At 65.8% G+C, this 16,413-nt stretch carries 19 protein-coding genes and 1 other RNA gene; 12 read left to right on the forward strand and 8 right to left on the reverse strand.

The features are described 5' to 3' along the window. Nucleotides 1-5 precede the first annotated feature (5 nt). From glyA to ACP69V_RS07450, 4 genes are all read right to left on the reverse strand, one after another. A complete protein-coding gene (gene glyA / locus ACP69V_RS07435; protein ID WP_426023290.1) occupies nt 6-1,289 on the reverse strand; it encodes a serine hydroxymethyltransferase in 1,284 nt (427 codons plus the stop codon). A 69-nt stretch (nt 1,290-1,358) separates the two neighbouring features. Further along, nucleotides 1,359-1,541: a DUF6898 family protein gene (locus ACP69V_RS07440; protein WP_426023291.1), complete on the reverse strand. Its 183-nt coding sequence runs from the start codon at nt 1,539-1,541 to the stop codon at nt 1,359-1,361. Between the two features lie 9 nt (nt 1,542-1,550). Beyond that, complete coding sequence (hemA, locus tag ACP69V_RS07445) at nt 1,551-2,777, reverse strand: 5-aminolevulinate synthase (RefSeq protein WP_425983924.1); 1,227 nt, start codon at nt 2,775-2,777, stop codon at nt 1,551-1,553. A gap of 131 nt (nt 2,778-2,908) precedes the next feature. Then, nucleotides 2,909-3,712 (reverse strand): class I SAM-dependent methyltransferase, encoded by an 804-nt coding sequence (locus ACP69V_RS07450; RefSeq protein ID WP_426023292.1) that lies wholly within the window; start codon nt 3,710-3,712, stop codon nt 2,909-2,911. A 147-nt stretch (nt 3,713-3,859) separates the two neighbouring features. Here ACP69V_RS07450 and hemB point away from each other — a divergent pair, with 147 nt between their 5' ends. Both hemB and ACP69V_RS07460 read left to right on the forward strand, forming a co-directional pair. Continuing rightward, on the forward strand, nt 3,860-4,858 hold the full coding sequence (hemB, locus tag ACP69V_RS07455) for a porphobilinogen synthase (RefSeq protein WP_426023293.1): 999 nt from the start codon (nt 3,860-3,862) through the stop codon (nt 4,856-4,858). Continuing rightward, entirely contained in the window at nt 4,858-5,349 is a 492-nt protein-coding gene (locus ACP69V_RS07460; RefSeq protein WP_426023294.1) for a GNAT family N-acetyltransferase, read from the forward strand. Before hemB ends, ACP69V_RS07460 begins: the two co-directional genes overlap by 1 nt. Before the next feature lie 3 nt (nt 5,350-5,352). Here ACP69V_RS07460 and ACP69V_RS07465 read toward each other — a convergent pair whose 3' ends face one another. Next, the gene (locus ACP69V_RS07465) at nt 5,353-6,213 is read right to left on the reverse strand and encodes an NAD(P)-dependent oxidoreductase (RefSeq protein WP_426023295.1); all 861 of its coding nucleotides are present in this window, start codon (nt 6,211-6,213) and stop codon (nt 5,353-5,355) included. Between the two features lie 115 nt (nt 6,214-6,328). On the opposite strand from ACP69V_RS07465, the gene ACP69V_RS07470 reads away from it, so the two are divergent. From ACP69V_RS07470 to ACP69V_RS07495, 6 genes are all read left to right on the forward strand, one after another. Beyond that, on the forward strand, nt 6,329-7,228 hold the full coding sequence (locus ACP69V_RS07470) for a flagellar motor protein MotB (protein WP_426023296.1): 900 nt from the start codon (nt 6,329-6,331) through the stop codon (nt 7,226-7,228). A 114-nt stretch (nt 7,229-7,342) separates the two neighbouring features. Further along, on the forward strand, nt 7,343-8,080 hold the full coding sequence (locus ACP69V_RS07475; protein ID WP_426023297.1) for an arginyltransferase: 738 nt from the start codon (nt 7,343-7,345) through the stop codon (nt 8,078-8,080). A gap of 243 nt (nt 8,081-8,323) precedes the next feature. Next, the gene (locus ACP69V_RS07480) at nt 8,324-9,181 is read left to right on the forward strand and encodes a thymidylate synthase (protein ID WP_426023298.1); all 858 of its coding nucleotides are present in this window, start codon (nt 8,324-8,326) and stop codon (nt 9,179-9,181) included. Nucleotides 9,182-9,195: 14 nt separating this feature from the next. Then, a complete protein-coding gene (locus tag ACP69V_RS07485; protein ID WP_426023299.1) occupies nt 9,196-9,480 on the forward strand; it encodes a phosphoribosyl-ATP pyrophosphohydrolase in 285 nt (94 codons plus the stop codon). Then, nucleotides 9,477-10,004 carry a dihydrofolate reductase gene (locus tag ACP69V_RS07490; protein WP_426023300.1) on the forward strand — a complete coding sequence of 176 codons (528 nt, stop codon included), beginning with the start codon at nt 9,477-9,479 and terminating at the stop codon, nt 10,002-10,004. The genes ACP69V_RS07485 and ACP69V_RS07490 overlap by 4 nt, the downstream gene beginning before the upstream one ends. 9 nt (nt 10,005-10,013) lie before the next feature. Continuing rightward, on the forward strand, nt 10,014-10,334 hold the full coding sequence (locus ACP69V_RS07495) for a YbjQ family protein (protein ID WP_159851431.1): 321 nt from the start codon (nt 10,014-10,016) through the stop codon (nt 10,332-10,334). Between the two features lie 19 nt (nt 10,335-10,353). Here the strand turns inward: ACP69V_RS07495 and ACP69V_RS07500 are convergent, their stop codons facing one another. Both ACP69V_RS07500 and ACP69V_RS07505 read right to left on the reverse strand, forming a co-directional pair. Continuing rightward, nucleotides 10,354-11,451, reverse strand: coding sequence for an NADH:flavin oxidoreductase (locus ACP69V_RS07500; RefSeq protein WP_426023301.1), 1,098 nt, complete (start codon nt 11,449-11,451; stop codon nt 10,354-10,356). Between the two features lie 74 nt (nt 11,452-11,525). Continuing rightward, nucleotides 11,526-12,593, reverse strand: a complete 1,068-nt coding sequence (locus ACP69V_RS07505) for an Mrp/NBP35 family ATP-binding protein (RefSeq protein WP_426023302.1) — start codon at nt 12,591-12,593, stop codon at nt 11,526-11,528. A 29-nt stretch (nt 12,594-12,622) separates the two neighbouring features. Between ACP69V_RS07505 and miaA the strand changes: the two genes are divergently transcribed. The 3 genes from miaA to ACP69V_RS07520 all read left to right on the forward strand — a co-directional run bounded on the left by miaA (nt 12,623) and on the right by ACP69V_RS07520 (nt 14,497). Further along, nucleotides 12,623-13,540 (forward strand): tRNA (adenosine(37)-N6)-dimethylallyltransferase MiaA, encoded by a 918-nt coding sequence (gene miaA / locus ACP69V_RS07510; protein ID WP_426024041.1) that lies wholly within the window; start codon nt 12,623-12,625, stop codon nt 13,538-13,540. 10 nt (nt 13,541-13,550) lie between these two features. Next, nucleotides 13,551-13,918, forward strand: a transfer-messenger RNA (tmRNA) gene (gene ssrA / locus ACP69V_RS07515). A 105-nt stretch (nt 13,919-14,023) separates the two neighbouring features. After that, the gene (locus tag ACP69V_RS07520) at nt 14,024-14,497 is read left to right on the forward strand and encodes an SspB family protein (RefSeq protein WP_425983737.1); all 474 of its coding nucleotides are present in this window, start codon (nt 14,024-14,026) and stop codon (nt 14,495-14,497) included. A 6-nt stretch (nt 14,498-14,503) separates the two neighbouring features. Here ACP69V_RS07520 and ACP69V_RS07525 read toward each other — a convergent pair whose 3' ends face one another. Then, nucleotides 14,504-14,863, reverse strand: coding sequence for a RusA family crossover junction endodeoxyribonuclease (locus tag ACP69V_RS07525; protein ID WP_346496818.1), 360 nt, complete (start codon nt 14,861-14,863; stop codon nt 14,504-14,506). A 107-nt stretch (nt 14,864-14,970) separates the two neighbouring features. Here ACP69V_RS07525 and fumC point away from each other — a divergent pair, with 107 nt between their 5' ends. Continuing rightward, on the forward strand, nt 14,971-16,362 hold the full coding sequence (gene fumC, locus ACP69V_RS07530; RefSeq protein ID WP_426023303.1) for a class II fumarate hydratase: 1,392 nt from the start codon (nt 14,971-14,973) through the stop codon (nt 16,360-16,362). The last annotated feature ends 51 nt before the right edge of the window (nt 16,363-16,413 follow it).

Raw genomic sequence — 16,413 nt, forward strand, 5'->3', positions numbered from 1 at the left:
GTAGTTTATCCGTAGATCGGGAAGCGGTTCGTCAACTCGCGAACCTGGGCCGCCACGCCTGCGACCACGGCCGGATCGGCTTCGTCGCCGCCGTTCATCGACGAGACGACATCGGCGATCCAGTGACCGATCTGCTTGAACTCGTCCTCGCCGAAGCCGCGCGTGGTGCCGGCCGGCGTGCCCAGGCGAACGCCCGAGGTGACGGTGAAGGGCGCGGTGTCGAACGGCACGCCGTTCTTGTTGCAGGTCATCAGCGCCTTCTCGAGCTCGTGCTCGGTCGCCTTGCCGGTCACGCCCTTGGGCCGCAGATCGACCAGGGCCAGGTGGCTGTCGGTGCCGCCCGAGACGATGGCCAGGCCGCGTTCAATGAGCACGCCGGACAGGGCCTGGGCGTTCTTGACCACCTGCTGAGCGTACAGTTTGAACTCGGGCTGCAGCGCCTCGCCGAAGGCCACGGCCTTCGCAGCGATCACATGCTCCAGCGGTCCGCCCTGCAGGCCGGGGAAGACGGCCGAGTTGATCTTCTTGCCCAGGTCGACGTCGTTGGACAGGATCATGCCGCCGCGCGGACCACGCAGGGTCTTGTGCGTCGTGGTGGTCACGACGTGGGCGTGGGGGATCGGATCGGGATAGGCGCCGCCCGCGATCAGGCCCGCGTAGTGGGCCATGTCCACCATCAGATAGGCGCCGACGCTGTCGGCGATCTCGCGGAACCGCTTGAAGTCGATGTGGCGGCTGTAAGCCGAGGCGCCGGCCAGGATCAGCTTGGGTTTCTCACGCTCGGCCATTTCGGCGACGTGGTCGTAGTCGATCAGGTGGGTGTCTTCACTGACCTTGTAGGTCACAGGACGGAACCACTTGCCCGACTGATTCGCGGGCGAGCCGTGCGTCAGGTGACCGCCGCAGGCCAGATCCATGCCCAGGAAGGTGTCGCCGGGTTGCAGCAGGGTGAAGAAGACCGCCTGGTTGGCCTGGGCGCCCGAGTGAGGCTGCACGTTGGCGAAGGCGGCGCCGAACAGCTTTTTCGCCCGTTCGCGCGCCAGATCCTCGGTGATATCGACGAACTCGCAGCCGCCGTAGTAGCGACGACCGGGATAGCCTTCCGCGTATTTGTTCGTCAGCACAGAGCCTTGCGCGTCCAGCACCGCCTGGGAGACGATGTTCTCGGAGGCGATCAGCTCGATCTGCTCCTTCTGGCGACCCAGTTCGCCCTGAATGCCCTTGAAGACATCCGGATCGGCGTCAGCGAGCGTCTTGGTGAAATAGGCGTCGTGGGTGAAGGCCGTCACGCTGGAATCCCCGAAAATCAGAAGGCCGCCTATCTAGTCCCCACAGTGCCCGACCACAACATCTTGTGGTCAGCCTGACGCCAAAGCCCGCCTCAGCTTGGCGATCGCCACCCGCTCGACGGACTTCGGCTCGTTGACCGGCCCCATGGCGCTGACCTCGCGCCCCGTGGCGACGTGGATAGCCGAGCATTTGACGTAGGTCCCGTTACGGGTGAACTCGACGATCACCTCGCCGAGATCTTCGTCCGCCATCGCCGAGCCTCAGGCCGCGACGGGCCGGCGCGCCACGTTGCAGTGGGCGAACAGCTTGTCCATCGCCTGGACCAGGTGATCCATCATGGCGTCGGTGTGGTTCGGCGAGGGGGTGAAGCGCAGTCGCTCGGTCCCCTTGGGCACGGTCGGATAGTTGATCGGCTGAACATAGACGCCGTATTCGTCCAGCAGCATGTCCGAGATCATCTTGCAGTGGATCGGATCGCCGACGTGCACCGGCACGATGTGGCTCTCGCTTTCCATCACGGGGATGCCGGCCGCCGCGAAACGCGACTTCAGCGTCGCGGCGCGTTCCTGGTGCTGGACGCGCAGTTCGGGATGGGCCTTCAGGTGCCGCACGGAGGCCAGCGCCCCCGCCGTCAATGCAGGCGGCAGCGAGGTGGTGAAGATGAAGCCCGAGGCCCAGCTGCGCACGGCGTCGATGATCATGGCGTCGGCGGCGATATAGCCGCCCATCACGCCGATGGCCTTGCCCAGGGTGCATTCGATGATGTCGATCTGGTCCAGCACGCCGTCGCGCTCGGCGACGCCCGCGCCGGTTTCGCCGTACAGGCCGACAGCATGGACTTCGTCCAGATAGGTCAGGGCGCCGTATTTCTTCGCCAGGGCGATGGTGCCCGCCAGGTCGGCGATGTCGCCGTCCATCGAATAGACGCTCTCGAAGGCGATGAGCTTGGGCGCCTCGGCCGGCGCTGCGGCCAGCAGGGCCTCCAGATGCGCCAGGTCGTTGTGCATGAAGACATGACGCTCGCCCCCGCCGTGCCGAATGCCGGCGATCATCGAGGCGTGGTTCAGCGAATCGGAGAAAGTGATCAGGCCGGGCAGGATTTTCTGCAGCGTCGACAGGGTCGCCTCGTTGCCGACATAGCCCGAGGTGAAGAGAAGCGCCGCTTCCTTCTGGTGCCAGTCGGCCAGTTCGGCCTCAAGATCGACGGCCGAACGGGTCGTGCCGGAAATGTTGCGCGTGCCGCCGGCGCCTGCGCCGACCGCATCGATTTCCTCATGCATGGCGTCCAGCACGACAGGATGCTGGCCCATGCCCAGATAGTCGTTGGAGCACCAGATCACAACGTCCTGCTGGGTTCCGTCGTCGCGACGACGCACCGCCAGCGGGAACTGTCCGCGCACGCGTTTCAGATCGGCGAAGACGCGGTAACGTCCCTCGCTGCGAACCTGCTCCACGGAGCTTTTAAAGGCGGCCTTATAGTCGAACAAACTACGCGTTCTTTCGCTTATGGCGATGTCTTTGCGTTATTTGCTCCCCCGGCGCGGGCTTGTCCATGCGCCCCACATGGACAAAACGACCCAAACCCTTAATTGATAACGGTTCTCAGTATCGCGCCGTGTCAGCCCGGCTTGCGGAAGCGATAGACGAACTGATCGGTCTTGCCGCGAATCTTCTCGTCGAAGACGTTCAGGCTGTGGTCGTCGGCTGGATTTGCAACGGCCGTGCTCTCGCCCTCGTAGACGAAGCCCGCCGCCTCGACCTCGCGCTTCAGATAGTCGCCTTCGATCCGGTGCAGGGTCTGGACGGCCGAGATGCCCGTGCCGGGCGCCGCTTCATGGTCGATCAGGATGTAGCGACCGCCGGGCTTCAGCGCCGCGAACACGGCCGCATTCATTTTCGCCACGTCGGTGTTGAAGCCGGGGATGTGGAAGTCGTGGTATTCCTGGCTCATGAAGATCATGTCCAGCGGCTCGGCGTAGGTCATCGAGTCCAGCAGGCCGTTGACCCGCGTCACGTTCGAATAGGCGGCGACCAGCGCATCAGCTCCCGCATTCTCGCGCGCCATCGTCCGCTCGGGCACGAACGCATAGACCCGGCCGGTCGGCCCGACCACGTCAGAGAACAGCCGAGTGAAATAGCCGGCGCCGGGACGGATGTCGGCGACCTTGTCGCCCGGCGCGACCTCGGCGAAGGCCAGGATGTCCGCCGGATGACGCAGCGGATCGCGGGCCACTTCTTCGGCCGGACGCTTCGGATCGGCGACCGCATCGGTATAGAGCGAGACATAGGACGGCGACGCCATGGCGGCGTTGTCGCTCGCGACCACAGTCCGTTCCCCACCGTCCGACGACACGATGATGCAGGCCGAAAGGCCCGTCGCCAGAGCCAGAACCGCCGCGCCGGCCGCCAATCGCTTGATCATCGTCGTCTCCCAGGATTTTCGGCGATAGGCTCGCATTTCGCCGATCCGCGCAAGCCGTCATCACGCACGAAACGATCCGACGCATCACGCGATTTGCGCCCCGGTCGCTGCGGCGCTAGTCCGACGCCAAGTTTCGAAGGTTTCGTCATGCTTCCCTATCAGCCCGCCCCCTTCCCGCTCGCCCGTCCGCGTCGCCTGCGGTCCAGCCCGTGGGTGCGGCGCCTGGTGGCGGAAACGACGCTGACGCCGGCCGATCTGATCTGGCCGCTGATCGTCCACGACGGCGCCGAGGATCGTGTTCCCGTCGCCTCCATGCCCGGCGTTTTCCGCCTGTCGCCCAGGGAAGCCGCCAAGGCCGCCGTCGAGGCCCGCGACCTGGGCATTCCGATGATCGCCCTATTCCCCAATGTCGATGGCGCCATCAAGGACGCGGTCGGCACGGGCGCGACCGATCCGGACGGCCTGATCCCAGACTGCATCAAGGCCATCAAGGACGCCGCGCCCGAAATCGGCCTCATGACCGACGTGGCGCTGGACTGCTACACCGACCACGGCCACGACGGCGTCATGGAGGGCGACCGGATCGTCAACGACGCCTCTCTCGATCGCCTTGCCGAACAGGCCTTCATCCACGCCCACGCCGGCGCCGACGTGGTCGCCCCGTCCGACATGATGGACGGCCGCATCCAGGCGGTGCGCGAGGCGCTGGAGGCCAACGGCTTTTCCGACACCCTGATCCTGTCCTACGCCGCCAAGTTCGCCTCGGCCTTCTACGGCCCCTACCGCGACGCCGTCGGATCGTCGGCCATGCTGAAGGGCGACAAGAAGACCTATCAGATGGACTACGCCAACTCCGACGAAGCCGTGAGGGAGGTCGCCATGGACCTGTCGGAAGGCGCCGATGCGGTGATGGTCAAGCCGGGCATGCCCTATCTCGACATCGTGCGACGCGTGTCCGAGACCTTCCGCGTTCCGACCTTCGCCTATCAGGTGTCGGGCGAGTATTCGATGATGCAGGCCTCCATCGCCAACGGCTGGCTGGATCAGGACCGCGCGATCCTTGAGACGCTGCACGGGTTCAAGCGCGCCGGCTGTGCGGGCGTGCTTACCTATTTCGCGCCCCAGGCCGCTCGGCTGCTGGGCTGATGGTCGTCGAGATTCGGCCGATCACCGACGCCGACTGGCCCGATCTTTGGCCGATCATCGAGGCCGTCACACGCGCAGGCGAGACCTATACCTATCCGCTGAACATGACCGAGGCGCAGGCTCGCGCGATGTGGATGCCGCCTGCGCCCGGCGGAACCCTGATCGCGATCGAGGACGGCTTGGTGCTGGGCGCCGCCAAGATCATCCCGAACCAGCAAGGAAACGGCGCCCACGTCGCCAACGGCAGCTTCATGGTCGGCGCTGGCGCACGCGGTCGAGGCGTGGCCCGCAGCCTGGGCGAGGCCGCGCTGGCCTTCGCCCGCAACGCCGGCTTCAAGTCGATGCAGTTCAATGCGGTCGTCGAGACCAACACCGTCGCCGTCGGCCTGTGGAAAAAGCTGGGCTTCGAGATCGTCGGCACGGTCCCCGAGGCCTTCGATCACCCGGTCCACGGCCTGGTCGGCCTGCACGTCATGCACCGCAAACTTTAGGCGTCAGTCCCGCGATTGCAGCCGCGCCGCCAGGCTGGACGTATCCCAGCGGTTTCCACCCATGGCCTGGACCTCGGCATAGAACTGATCGACCAGGGCGGTCAGGCTGAGGCGCGCGCCATTCGATCGCGCCTCGTCCAGAACCAGGCCCAGGTCCTTGCGCATCCAGTCGACGGCGAAGCCGAACTCGAACTCGCCCTTGGCCGCCGTCTTCCAGCGGTTGTCCATCTGCCAGCTTTGCGCCGCGCCCTTCGACACGGCCTCATAGGCGGCGTCGGTGTCCAGGCCCGCGACCTGGGCGAAATGCACGGCCTCGGCCAAGCCTTGAACCACGCCGGCGATGGCGATCTGGTTGACCATCTTGGTCAGTTGGCCCGATCCGGCCGGTCCCATATGTTTGATCGCCTTCGAATAGGCTTTCAGCGCCGGCTCCGCCGTCGCCAGGGCGGCGGCGTCTCCGCCGGCCATGACGCTGAGCTGCCCGTTTTCGGCGCCGGCCTGACCGCCAGACACCGGCGCATCGACGAACTGCCGCCCCTGCCCCTGCGCCATATCCGCCATTTCGCGCGCCACCTTGGCCGAGGTCGTGGTGTGGTCCACGATGACGGCGCCCTGGGCCAGATGCGGCAAGGCCTCGGTCACCACGTTGCGCACGTCGTCATCATTGCCGACGCACAGGATGAGCAGTTCGACGCCCGCCGCCGCCTCCGCCACCGTCGTCGCCGCCTTGGCCCCCGTCGTCGCCGCCCAGGCCTGGGCCTTCGCCATCGTGCGATTGAAGCCGGTCACGTCGTGGCCCGCCTCGACCAGATGACGCGCCATTGGGGCGCCCATGACGCCCAGGCCGGCGAATGCGATCTTCATGACAGGCTCCTTGATCTCGCAGCCGGACTAGGCCGGGTCGCACCGCTGTTCAAGGTCAACGCCCGGTTAACCTCACATGTGCCAGAATAGACCACCACAAGTCTGGGGTGCGTCCATGTCCGTGAGCGATCGTCCGATCCTCATCAAGAAGGTCAAGAAGGTCACGGCCGGCGGCCACCATGGCGGCGCGTGGAAGGTGGCCTATGCGGACTTCGTGACCGCGATGATGGCCTTCTTCCTGCTGATGTGGCTGATCAACACGACCGACCCCGAGCAAAAGCGCGGCATCGCCGAATATTTCGCGCCAGCCAGCGTGTCCGAGACAACCTCGGGCTCCGGCGGCATTCTGGGCGGGACTGCCCTGGGCGACGATGGGCCCAAGAGCTCGGGCTCGCAGTCGGTGATCGAACAACTGGCGCCCGAGGCGCCCGCCGACGCCACCACGGCCGGCCCCAGCTCCAACCTGTCGTCGGCCAGCGACTCGGCGCTCCAAGCCGAGATCGAACGCCGTGAGGCCGAACAGTTCGCCAGCGCCGCCGAATCCTTGCGTCAGGCCATGCAGTCGATGCCGGAACTGGCCGAGCTGTCGAAACAGCTGATCGTAGACCAGACGCCCGAGGGCCTGCGCATCCAGCTGGTCGATCAGGAAGGCCGCTCGATGTTCGACAACAACTCGGCCCGACCGAACGCGCGGGCTCAGGTGCTGCTGCGCGCCGTGTCCAAGGTCATCAACCAGTTGCCCAATCGGATCTCCATCACCGGCCACACCAGCGCCACTGCCGGCTCCAACCGCGCCAGCGCGCCTGCGGACTGGAGCCTGTCGTCGGAACGCGCCAACGGCTCGCGCCTGGTGCTTCAGGGTGCAGGCGTCGATCCTGATCGGGTCTATTCGGTGGCGGGCAAGGCGGGATCCGATCCCCTCTATCCCGACGATCCCACCCTGGCCGGAAATCGCCGCATCGCCATCGTCCTGCTGCGCGAGGCGCCCGTCCTACCGATGGACACCTCTCTGTGACCCCGCTCGGCTGCGACGCGAACACGCTTGCAGCCCGACCACGAATGACGCCAAATCGCGCGATGGGCGTTGACCTGTCGCAATATTGGCAAGATCGGATGCGGACCTGAGGCCGTGACCCAGCACGTACCGACCCGCCAGCTCCGGTTCTTCATGACCTCCGTCGCGCCCTGCCCCTATCTGCCGGGCAAGATCGAGCGGAAGGTCTTCGCCAATCTGCCGTTCTCCGACGGCGCCCACGTCAACGACGAACTGACCATCGCTGGCTTTCGCCGCAGCCAGAACATCGCCTATCGCCCTGCTTGCGAGGCCTGCGACGCCTGCGTGTCCGTGCGTCTGCCCGTGCCGGAGTTCGCTTTCAGCCGTTCGCAACGCAAGGTGCTGGCCCGCAACGAAGACCTATCGCGCAGCCTGGTCGAGGCCGAGGCCACGACTGAACAGTTCCAGCTTTTGCGCCGCTATCTGACCACCCGCCATCCGACCGGCGGCATGAGCGACATGGGCTGGCTCGACTATGTCGCCATGGTCGAGGACACGGCCGTCCGCACCCATCTGATCGAATACCGCCTGCCCTCGACAGACGGCGGCCCCGGCGATCTGGTCGCCGTCACCCTGACCGACCTGCTCAAGGACGGGCTGTCGATGGTCTACAGCTTCTACGACCCGACCATGGAGCGTCGCAGCCTGGGCCGGTTCGCTATCCTCGATCACATCCGTCAGGCCGCGCTGGTAGGTCTGCCCTTCGTCTATCTGGGCTATTGGGTCCAAGGCTCGGCCAAGATGGACTACAAGGCCGACTTCCGCCCGATGGAAACCTTGGGCAAGCTCGGTTGGTCGCGTCGGGAAGGCTAGGGCTAATCGACATTCAGGGGTTCTCCGCGAAGCATCAACCCTTCGTCGAAACGGTAATCTCTAATCACACTCCGGGCGAAGGCCCGGTGTTCCGCTGAGCTCTCCATCACCTTCGCAGCGAAAGCGCGAGACCGGTAGCCCCTGCCCGACCGATTCGATTCCTGTGGACGCTCGCCAGACGACGCCCGTTTTCCAGGTCACGAATCACCTTTTCTGAGTCACCTTCGCCCCATGACCGTCCAGATGATCCATGCCACGCTTCGGGCCGACGTCCAGGCACGCATCGCCGCCGCGCCCGCCGATCATCCCGAGCGGCAATATCTGAACCTGCTGCGCGATATCCTCGATAATGGCGTGCGTCGTGACGATCGCACCGGCACGGGCACCCTGGGCGTTTTCGGACGTCAGATGCGGTTCGACCTGTCCAAGGGTTTCCCGGTCCTGACGACCAAGAAGCTGCACCTGCGCTCGATCATCGTCGAACTGCTGTGGTTCCTGCGCGGCGAGACCAATATCGGCTGGCTGAAGGAAAATGGCGTCCGCATCTGGGACGATTGGGCCGACGCCGACGGCGAGCTGGGGCCAGTCTATGGCAAGCAGTGGCGCTCCTGGACCGCGCCGGACGGCCGCGTCATCGACCAGATCGAGAAACTGGTCCACGGCCTGAAGACCAACCCCAACAGCCGCCGCCACATCGTCACCGCCTGGAACCCGGCCGACGTCGACGACATGGCCCTGCCGCCCTGCCACTGCCTGTTCCAGTTCTTCGTCGCCGATGGAAAACTGAGCTGCCAACTGTATCAGCGCAGCGCCGACGTCTTCCTGGGCGTGCCGTTCAACATCGCCTCCTACGCCCTGCTGACCATGATGCTGGCTCAGGTCGTGGGGCTGGAGCCCGGCGACTTCGTCCACACCTTCGGCGACGCCCACCTGTATCTCAACCACTTGGAACAGGCCGAGCTTCAGCTGACCCGCGAGCCCCTGCCCCTGCCGGTCATGCACATCGCCCCCAAGACCGACCTGTTCGCCTTCGAGCTGTCCGACTTCACGCTCGAAGGTTACGAAGCCTGGCCGCACATCAAGGCGGCCGTGGCCGTCTGATGGACCTTAAAGGGTTGCAGGCAGACGTCCTACGCATCTCAGACATCTACGCGGCCGAACACGACATCGACCGCGACCGGGATTGGGCGCTGCTGAAACTTCAGGAAGAGCTGGGCGAACTGACGGCCGAGCATCTGCGCCTGACCGGCCGCGCGCGGGGCATGCCCGACGCCCGGGCGCTGGGCGACGAGGCGGCGGATGTGATGGGAATGCTGCTGATCTATTGCGCCCGTTCGGGTATCGACCTGGAAGAGGCCATGCAGCGCAAATGGCTCAAATGGCTGGAGCCGAAAGCATGACCGTTCCCCTGATCGCCCTGGTCGTCGCGCGCGGACGCAACGGCGTCATCGGCCGCGACGGCGACCTGCCCTGGCGGCTGCGCTCGGACCTGCAGCGGTTCAAGGCCATCACCGTGGGCAAGCCCTGCCTGATGGGCCGCAAGACCTGGGAGAGCCTGCCGCTCAAACCCCTGCCCGGCCGGCTCAACATGGTGCTGACGCGGGACGAATCCTACGAAGCCGACGGCATGTCCAAGGGCGCCCTGGTCTGCGCCACCCTGGACGAAGCCATCGAGATCGGGCGCGAGACGGCCGAAGAGGACGGCGTGGACGAGATCTGCGTCATCGGCGGCACGGCCCTGTTTGAGGCCGCCCTGCCCCGCGCCAAACGCCTCTACATCACCGAGGTCGAGGCCTCGCCCGACGGCGACGCGGTCTTCCCGGCGTTCGACGAAACGGCCTGGGTCGAGGTATCGTCGGAATCCCATCCGGCAGGCGAGAAGGACGATCACGCCTTCACCTTCCGCGTGCTGGAACGCCGCTAGGAGAGACAGATGTACGTCACGACCACCAACGACCTGCCCGGCTTTCGCGTCACCCGCCATATCGGCCTGGTGCGCGGTGTGACGGTGCGCTCCCGCAACGCCATTTCCGACGCCATCGGCGGGGTCCAGTCCATGCTGGGCGGCCGGGTCGGCGCCTATGTGAAACTGGCCGAGGCCGGGCGTCAGGAAGCCTATGACGAACTGGTCAAACATGCCGAAGCGCACGGCGCCAACGCGATTCTGGCTGTCCGCTATGACGCCACCGAGATCATGCCGGGCGTGACCGAGGTGCTGTGCTACGGCACGGGCGTGATCGTCGAGCCGGCCTGAACCGGCTCGACGTCTCAGGTCAGGACAGGGTCATCAGGTCTGCGCGTTCGAAGTTGCGCAGTTCGTCAGATCGGCCGTCGCGGATCTTCTGCACCCAGCGCGGATCGGCCAGCAGGGCGCGGCCGACGGCGACCAGATCGAACTCCTCGTTCTCCAGACGACGCAGCAGGCCGTCCAGCGATGCGGGCTTGGAACCCTCGCCGCCGAAGGCCGCGATGAACTCGCCGTCCAAGCCGACCGAGCCGACGGTGATGGTCGGCTTGCCCATCAGCTTCTTGGTCCAGCCGGCGAAGTTCAGGTCCGAACCCTCGAACTCCGGCTCCCAGAAGCGGCGCTGCGAACAGTGGAAGACGTCGACCCCGGCGTCCGACAGCGGCGTCAGCCATTCGACCATCTGGTCCGGCGTCTCGGCGATGCGGGCGGCGAAATCCTGCTGCTTCCATTGCGACAGGCGCAGGATGACGGGAATGTCGTCGCCCACGCCTTCGCGAACCGCCTTGACCACCTCGGCGCCAAAGCGGGCGCGGTCGGCGATGGTCGGACCGCCCCAGCGGTCCTCACGCGCATTGACGCCGCTCCAGAAGAACTGGTCGATCAGATAGCCATGGGCGCCGTGGATCTCGACGGCGTCGAACCCGAGCTCGCGAGCGGCGCGGGCCGACTTGCCGAAGGCGGCGATGGTGTCGGCCACGTCCTCCTCGGTCATCGGCTCAAACTTGGTCTTGCCGGGCGCCGTCATGCCGGACGGGCTGTCCACCTTGCCCAGCGGGGTCCAGTCCTCGCCCTGTCCCCGTGCGGAGCCGACGTGCCAGATCTGCGGCGCGATCAGCCCCCCGGCGGCATGGACCTCGTCCACGACCGTCTTCCACTGCGGCAGGGCGTCTCCGTGAAAGACCGGAACATTGGCGTCGTTTCGCGCCGCCGGACGTTCGACGACCGTCCCCTCGGTCACGATCAGGCCGACCCCGCCCTCGGCCCTGCGGCGATAATAGCCGGCGACATCGGACGTCGGGATGCCGTTGGGGGAGAATGACCGCGTCATGGGCGCCATGACGATGCGGTTGGGCAGGGTCAGGCCCTTGACGGTGAAGGGACGGAACAGGGCGTCGACGCTCATCGGAACTCCTTGCGAATGGCAAGAGCCAAGGTGGCGAATAGAGTTGCGTTTGAAAACCCCGTCCTGAGCTTTTTCTACAGGCCCAGCGCCGCCGCGACCTGACCGGCGATGGCGGCGAACTGGGCGGCGATCTGGCCTGACGGATCCGACGCCACGGGCGGTTGGCCGGCGTCGCCACCCTCTCGCAACGCAGCGTCCAGAGGCAGGTCGCCCAGGAAAGGGATCGACAGACGTTCGGCCTCGGCCTTGGCTCCACCCTGGCCGAAGATCGGCCCGCTCATATTCTCGATCAGGCCCAGCGTCGGCACATTGACGCGCTGGAACAGGGTATGGGCCCGCCGGGCGTCGGCCAAGGCCACCTCCTGCGGCGTCGAGACGATGACAGCCCCATCCAGCGGCGTCTTCTGGATCAGGGTCAGTTGCACGTCGCCGGTGCCGGGCGGCAGATCGACCACCAGCACGTCCAGCGGCGCCTCGGCCGTGCCCCAGCGGGTCTGGGTCAGCATCTGGGTGATGGCCTGGGACGCCATCGGCCCGCGCCAGATCATGGCGTCGTCCATCTTGGTCAGCAGGCCGACCGACATGGCCTTCAATCCATGGGCCACGTGCGGGACGATGGCCCCGTCCTCATAGGCCGGCTGGCCGCTGATCCCCAGCATGGTCGGCAGCGACGGCCCATAGACGTCGGCGTCAAGGATGCCGACGGACAGACCCCGCGCCGAGAGCGCCACGGCCAGATTGACGGCGACCGTGGACTTGCCCACCCCGCCCTTTCCGCTGGCGACGGCCAGAACACGGCGGACATGGGCCGGGCGATCGGTCGGAACCGGCGCCTTGGCCCGCCCCTGATCGACCGCCGCCTTGGACAGACCGGCGGTGCGCGGCGCGGCGGCCGGCTTGGTCTCGGCGGTCAGGATGACGGAGACGCGCGCCATTCCGGGCAGCGCCTTCAGCGCCGCCTCCGCCGTATCGCGAACGGGGGCATAGGCGGCGGCCTGGCTGCGATCGACTTCCAGCGCGAAACCCGCCCGGTCGTCGGCCACCACCAGCCCCTGAACCAGACCGGCGGCGACCAGCCCCTGGCCGGAAACCGGATCAATGATCGCGTCCAGGGCGGCGATGACGGCGGTGCGTTCGACCAAGGCGGTCTCCAGAAGACTTGCAGGCGATGATGCGCGCGTTCTATCGCCCTCGAACCCGTCCCGCGAGCCACCATTTGTCCCAGCCGTCCTCAATCACCCTGATCGCCGGCCCGACCGCATCGGGCAAGTCGGCGCTCGCGCTGAAGATGGCGCGTGAAACCGGCGCCGTGATCATCAATGCGGACAGCCAGCAGCTTTACGCCGACCTGCGCATCCTGACGGCGCGGCCGTCCGTTGAGGACGAGGCTCAGGCCGATCATTGCCTTTACGGCGTCGCCGACGCGGCCGACGTCTGGTCGGTCGGGCGCTGGAGCCGTGCGGCTTTGGACATACTCGACGAACTTCGCGCGGATGGACGTTCGGCGATCCTCGTCGGAGGCACCGGCCTGTACTTCATGAGCCTCACTCGGGGCTTGGCGGACATTCCCCCCGTCCCCCTGGCGACGCGTGACGCAGTCGAGGCGGAATATGCGATCGAGGGCGAGGCTGCCTTCCGTGCGCGACTGGCCCAAGCCGATCCCGACGCTGCGCGCGCCATCGAACGGGGCGACCGGCAAAGATTGGTGCGGGCCATGAGCGTCTTCTCCGCCAGCGGCCGATCGCTCAGCGATTGGAAGGCCGATACGAAACCCCTGCTGCCATACGGGTCTTGGACTGGGCGGGTCGTCGAGCCTGACCGGCAGCGCCTCTATCAGAACTGTGACGCTCGCGTGGACCTGATGCTTGAACAGGGAGCGCTGGATGAGGTCGCCGCCTTGGCCGCGCGCGGTCTATCCGACAGCCTGCCCGCCATGAAAGCCGTCGGCGTGCGCGAACTGGCTGACTATCTGACTGGAGCACTCACGCGGGATGACGCCGTCGCCGCTTTGAAACAGGCCACGCGGAACTACGCCAAACGCCAGTTGACCTGGTTTCGTCAACAGACGCCGGACTGGCCGCGCGTCTGACTTGAAAGCGGCGCTTGGAATGCATCCAGTCAGCGCCTATATTGATCCTGTCCGGTTTCGGCCGGACTATAGCGATAAACGCGCTTGTAATAAGCGGACCGGACCCGGGTGCGATTCCCGGCGGCTCCACCAACTTTCTCCCCGCGTTATCGGCGGAGGCAGCATGGGGCCGACTAGCATCGACGGACGTGTAAAGAGGATTGCTTTCGCTCGTCCTGGCCCACCGTATCGGGCCATTTTCTAACTGCGAACGATAACTTCGCTGGAGAAGTCGCTCTCGCCGCGTAATGCGGTTCGGGTGATTTCGAATCTTAAGTCCTAGGGGTTCAGATCCTTGGGCGGGGCCTGTCGGGAGCCTGGCAACAGAATCCCGGCGCTTTTCCAAATCATCGGTATGGCGACAAATCGGTTCGCTTAACCCTCAAGGCATCTTTCGCCATCGCATCCGCACGTCTATCAGTCGCGCTCTATTGCGAGGTGACGATGAGCGACCAGGCCCCTCCGGTCGATGAGATGCATTACGAGCAGCTGGCGCAAGAGGCGCTGCGCGGCGTCATGCGCGCTGCGCTGGAACGGGTGCTGGCCGAAGGCCTGCCCGGCGCGCATCACTTCTACATCACCTTCAAGACTCGCGCCGTCGGCGTCAGCGTCGCGCCCGACATCCTGGCGAAATACCCGGAAGAGATGACGGTCGTTCTGCAGCACCAGTACGACGATCTGCGCGTCGAGCCCGAACGCTTCTCGGTCAAGCTGCGTTTCGGCGGCATGCCCAAGAGCCTGGTCATCCCCTATTCGGCAGTCACGCGGTTCTACGACCCCAGCGTCCAGTTCCTGCTGCAGTTCGAGGATCCGCAGCTTCTGGAAGAGGTCGAGGAAGAGCCGATCCCGCCGCAGGACACCGACCCATCCTCGGAAGGTCCCAAGGTCGTCTCGCTGGACCAGTTCCGCAAAAAATAGCCGCCTTCAGTCCCGTCGCGGATAGGAGCGGATCGTGATCCGCTCTCTTTCGCCTTCGCGCCGTTCGACCAGCAAACGTGCGACCTGGGCGTCGTCATGGAACAGATAGCCCTTGATGGAATCAAGCAGGGCCTTGGCCAGGTTGTCCAGATCCATCCACGGCGGCTCGCCGACATGCTCCATGCGTATCTCGACGACATGGTCGCCCCAGGACGGCCGTGCGGCGCGCCATTCCTTGCGCATGAACTCATAGACCAGCGGCTTGTAGTATTTGGCCTGGGTCGTCAGGCCGTCGATGACGATCTCGACGGCGTCGCCATCCTCGCGCGCCCGGACTTTGCCGGTCCCGATCCAGCCGGCGGTCATGCGACGCCTGCCGATCTGAGGATGTCTGCGCTCTTCTTGCCCTGCATGGCTCTCGTGCTACACCGCCGCGCAACCCATCGCCACGCCTGAGAGACGAGATTCCGCGCATGAGCAACGTCCGTACCGAAACCGACACCTTCGGCCCCATCGAAGTCGCCGCTGATCGCTACTGGGGCGCCCAGGCGCAGCGGTCGCTGGGCAACTTCAAGATCGGTTGGGAGAAGCAGCCCCTGCCGGTCGTGCGCGCCCTGGGCATCGTCAAGCGCGCCGCCGCCGAGACCAACCGCGACCTGGGCAAGCTCGATCCGGCCCTGGCCGACGCCATCGTCAAGGCCGCCAACGAGGTCATCGAAGGCAGGCTGAACGACCACTTCCCCCTGGTCGTCTGGCAGACGGGGTCGGGCACCCAGTCGAACATGAACGCCAATGAGGTGATCTCGAACCGCGCCATCGAGATCCTGGGCGGCGAGATGGGCTCCAAGAAGCCGGTCCACCCCAACGACCACGTCAATATGAGCCAGTCGTCAAACGACACCTATCCGACGGCCATGCACGTGGCCTGCGCGGAACAGGTGGTCAACGACCTAATCCCGGCCCTGAAGCATCTGCACGCCGCCCTGGACGCCAAGGCCAAGGCCTGGGCTCACATCATCAAGATCGGCCGCACCCACACCCAAGACGCCACCCCCCTGACCCTGGGCCAGGAGTTCGGCGGCTATGCGCAACAGGTCGCCAACGGCATCGAGCGGATCGAACAGACCCTGCCCAAGCTGATGGAACTGGCCCAGGGCGGCACCGCCGTCGGCACCGGCCTGAACGCCCCCGTCGGCTTTGCGGAAAAGGTCGCGGCCCAGATCGCCGAGATCACCGGCCTGCCCTTCACCACGGCGCCGAACAAGTTCGAAGCCCTGGCCGCCCACGACGCCATGGTCTTCAGCCACGGCGCGATCAACACCGTCGCCGCCTCCCTGTTCAAGATCGCCAACGACATCCGCTTCCTGGGGTCCGGCCCGCGTTCGGGCCTGGGCGAACTGGCCCTGCCGGAGAACGAGCCGGGCTCATCGATCATGCCGGGTAAGGTCAATCCGACCCAGTGCGAAGCCCTGACCCAGGTCTGCGTCCAGGTGTTCGGCAACAACGCCGCCCTGACCTTCGCCGGCTCCCAGGGGCATTTCGAACTGAACGTCTATAACCCCGTCATGGCCTACAACTTCCTGCAGTCGGTGCGTCTGGTCGCCGACGCGGCCATCAGCTTCACCGACAACTGCGTCGTCGGCATCGAGGCCCGCGAGGACAATATCGCCCGCGGCCTGAACAACTCGCTGATGCTGGTCACGGCCCTGAACGGCAAGCTGGGCTACGATACCTGCGCCAAGATCGCCAAGATCGCGCACAAAAACGGCACCACCCTGCGCGAAGAGGCTGTCGGCGGCGGTTATCTGACCGACGCCGAGTTCGACGAGGCGGTGCGCCCCGAGAAGATGATCTCGCCGGGCTGACGCCAGCCGAAGCGAAGGTTCAAACGCCGACGTCCAGCGACGTCGGCGTTT

It is taken from the genome of Brevundimonas sp. PWP3-1b1, assembly GCF_049896065.1.
Lineage (GTDB): Bacteria > Pseudomonadota > Alphaproteobacteria > Caulobacterales > Caulobacteraceae > Brevundimonas > Brevundimonas intermedia_B.

Bases quoted from the DNA above. Each gene is read 5' to 3' on its own strand.
- ACP69V_RS07440 (WP_426023291.1), bottom strand. From the start codon at position 1,541: ATGGCGGACGAAGATCTCGGCGAGGTGATCGTCGAGTTCACCCGTAAC.
- ACP69V_RS07450 (WP_426023292.1), bottom strand. From the start codon at position 3,712: ATGATCAAGCGATTGGCGGCCGGCGCGGCGGTTCTGGCTCTGGCGACG.
- hemB (WP_426023293.1), top strand. From the start codon at position 3,860: ATGCTTCCCTATCAGCCCGCCCCCTTCCCGCTCGCCCGTCCGCGTCGC.
- ACP69V_RS07460 (WP_426023294.1), top strand. From the start codon at position 4,858: ATGGTCGTCGAGATTCGGCCGATCACCGACGCCGACTGGCCCGATCTT.
- ACP69V_RS07465 (WP_426023295.1), bottom strand. From the start codon at position 6,213: ATGAAGATCGCATTCGCCGGCCTGGGCGTCATGGGCGCCCCAATGGCG.
- ACP69V_RS07470 (WP_426023296.1), top strand. From the start codon at position 6,329: ATGTCCGTGAGCGATCGTCCGATCCTCATCAAGAAGGTCAAGAAGGTC.
- ACP69V_RS07480 (WP_426023298.1), top strand. From the start codon at position 8,324: ATGATCCATGCCACGCTTCGGGCCGACGTCCAGGCACGCATCGCCGCC.
- ACP69V_RS07490 (WP_426023300.1), top strand. From the start codon at position 9,477: ATGACCGTTCCCCTGATCGCCCTGGTCGTCGCGCGCGGACGCAACGGC.
- ACP69V_RS07495 (WP_159851431.1), top strand. From the start codon at position 10,014: ATGTACGTCACGACCACCAACGACCTGCCCGGCTTTCGCGTCACCCGC.
- ACP69V_RS07500 (WP_426023301.1), bottom strand. From the start codon at position 11,451: ATGAGCGTCGACGCCCTGTTCCGTCCCTTCACCGTCAAGGGCCTGACC.
- miaA (WP_426024041.1), top strand. From the start codon at position 12,623: ATGCGCGCGTTCTATCGCCCTCGAACCCGTCCCGCGAGCCACCATTTG.
- ACP69V_RS07520 (WP_425983737.1), top strand. From the start codon at position 14,024: ATGAGCGACCAGGCCCCTCCGGTCGATGAGATGCATTACGAGCAGCTG.
- ACP69V_RS07525 (WP_346496818.1), bottom strand. From the start codon at position 14,863: ATGACCGCCGGCTGGATCGGGACCGGCAAAGTCCGGGCGCGCGAGGAT.
- fumC (WP_426023303.1), top strand. From the start codon at position 14,971: ATGAGCAACGTCCGTACCGAAACCGACACCTTCGGCCCCATCGAAGTC.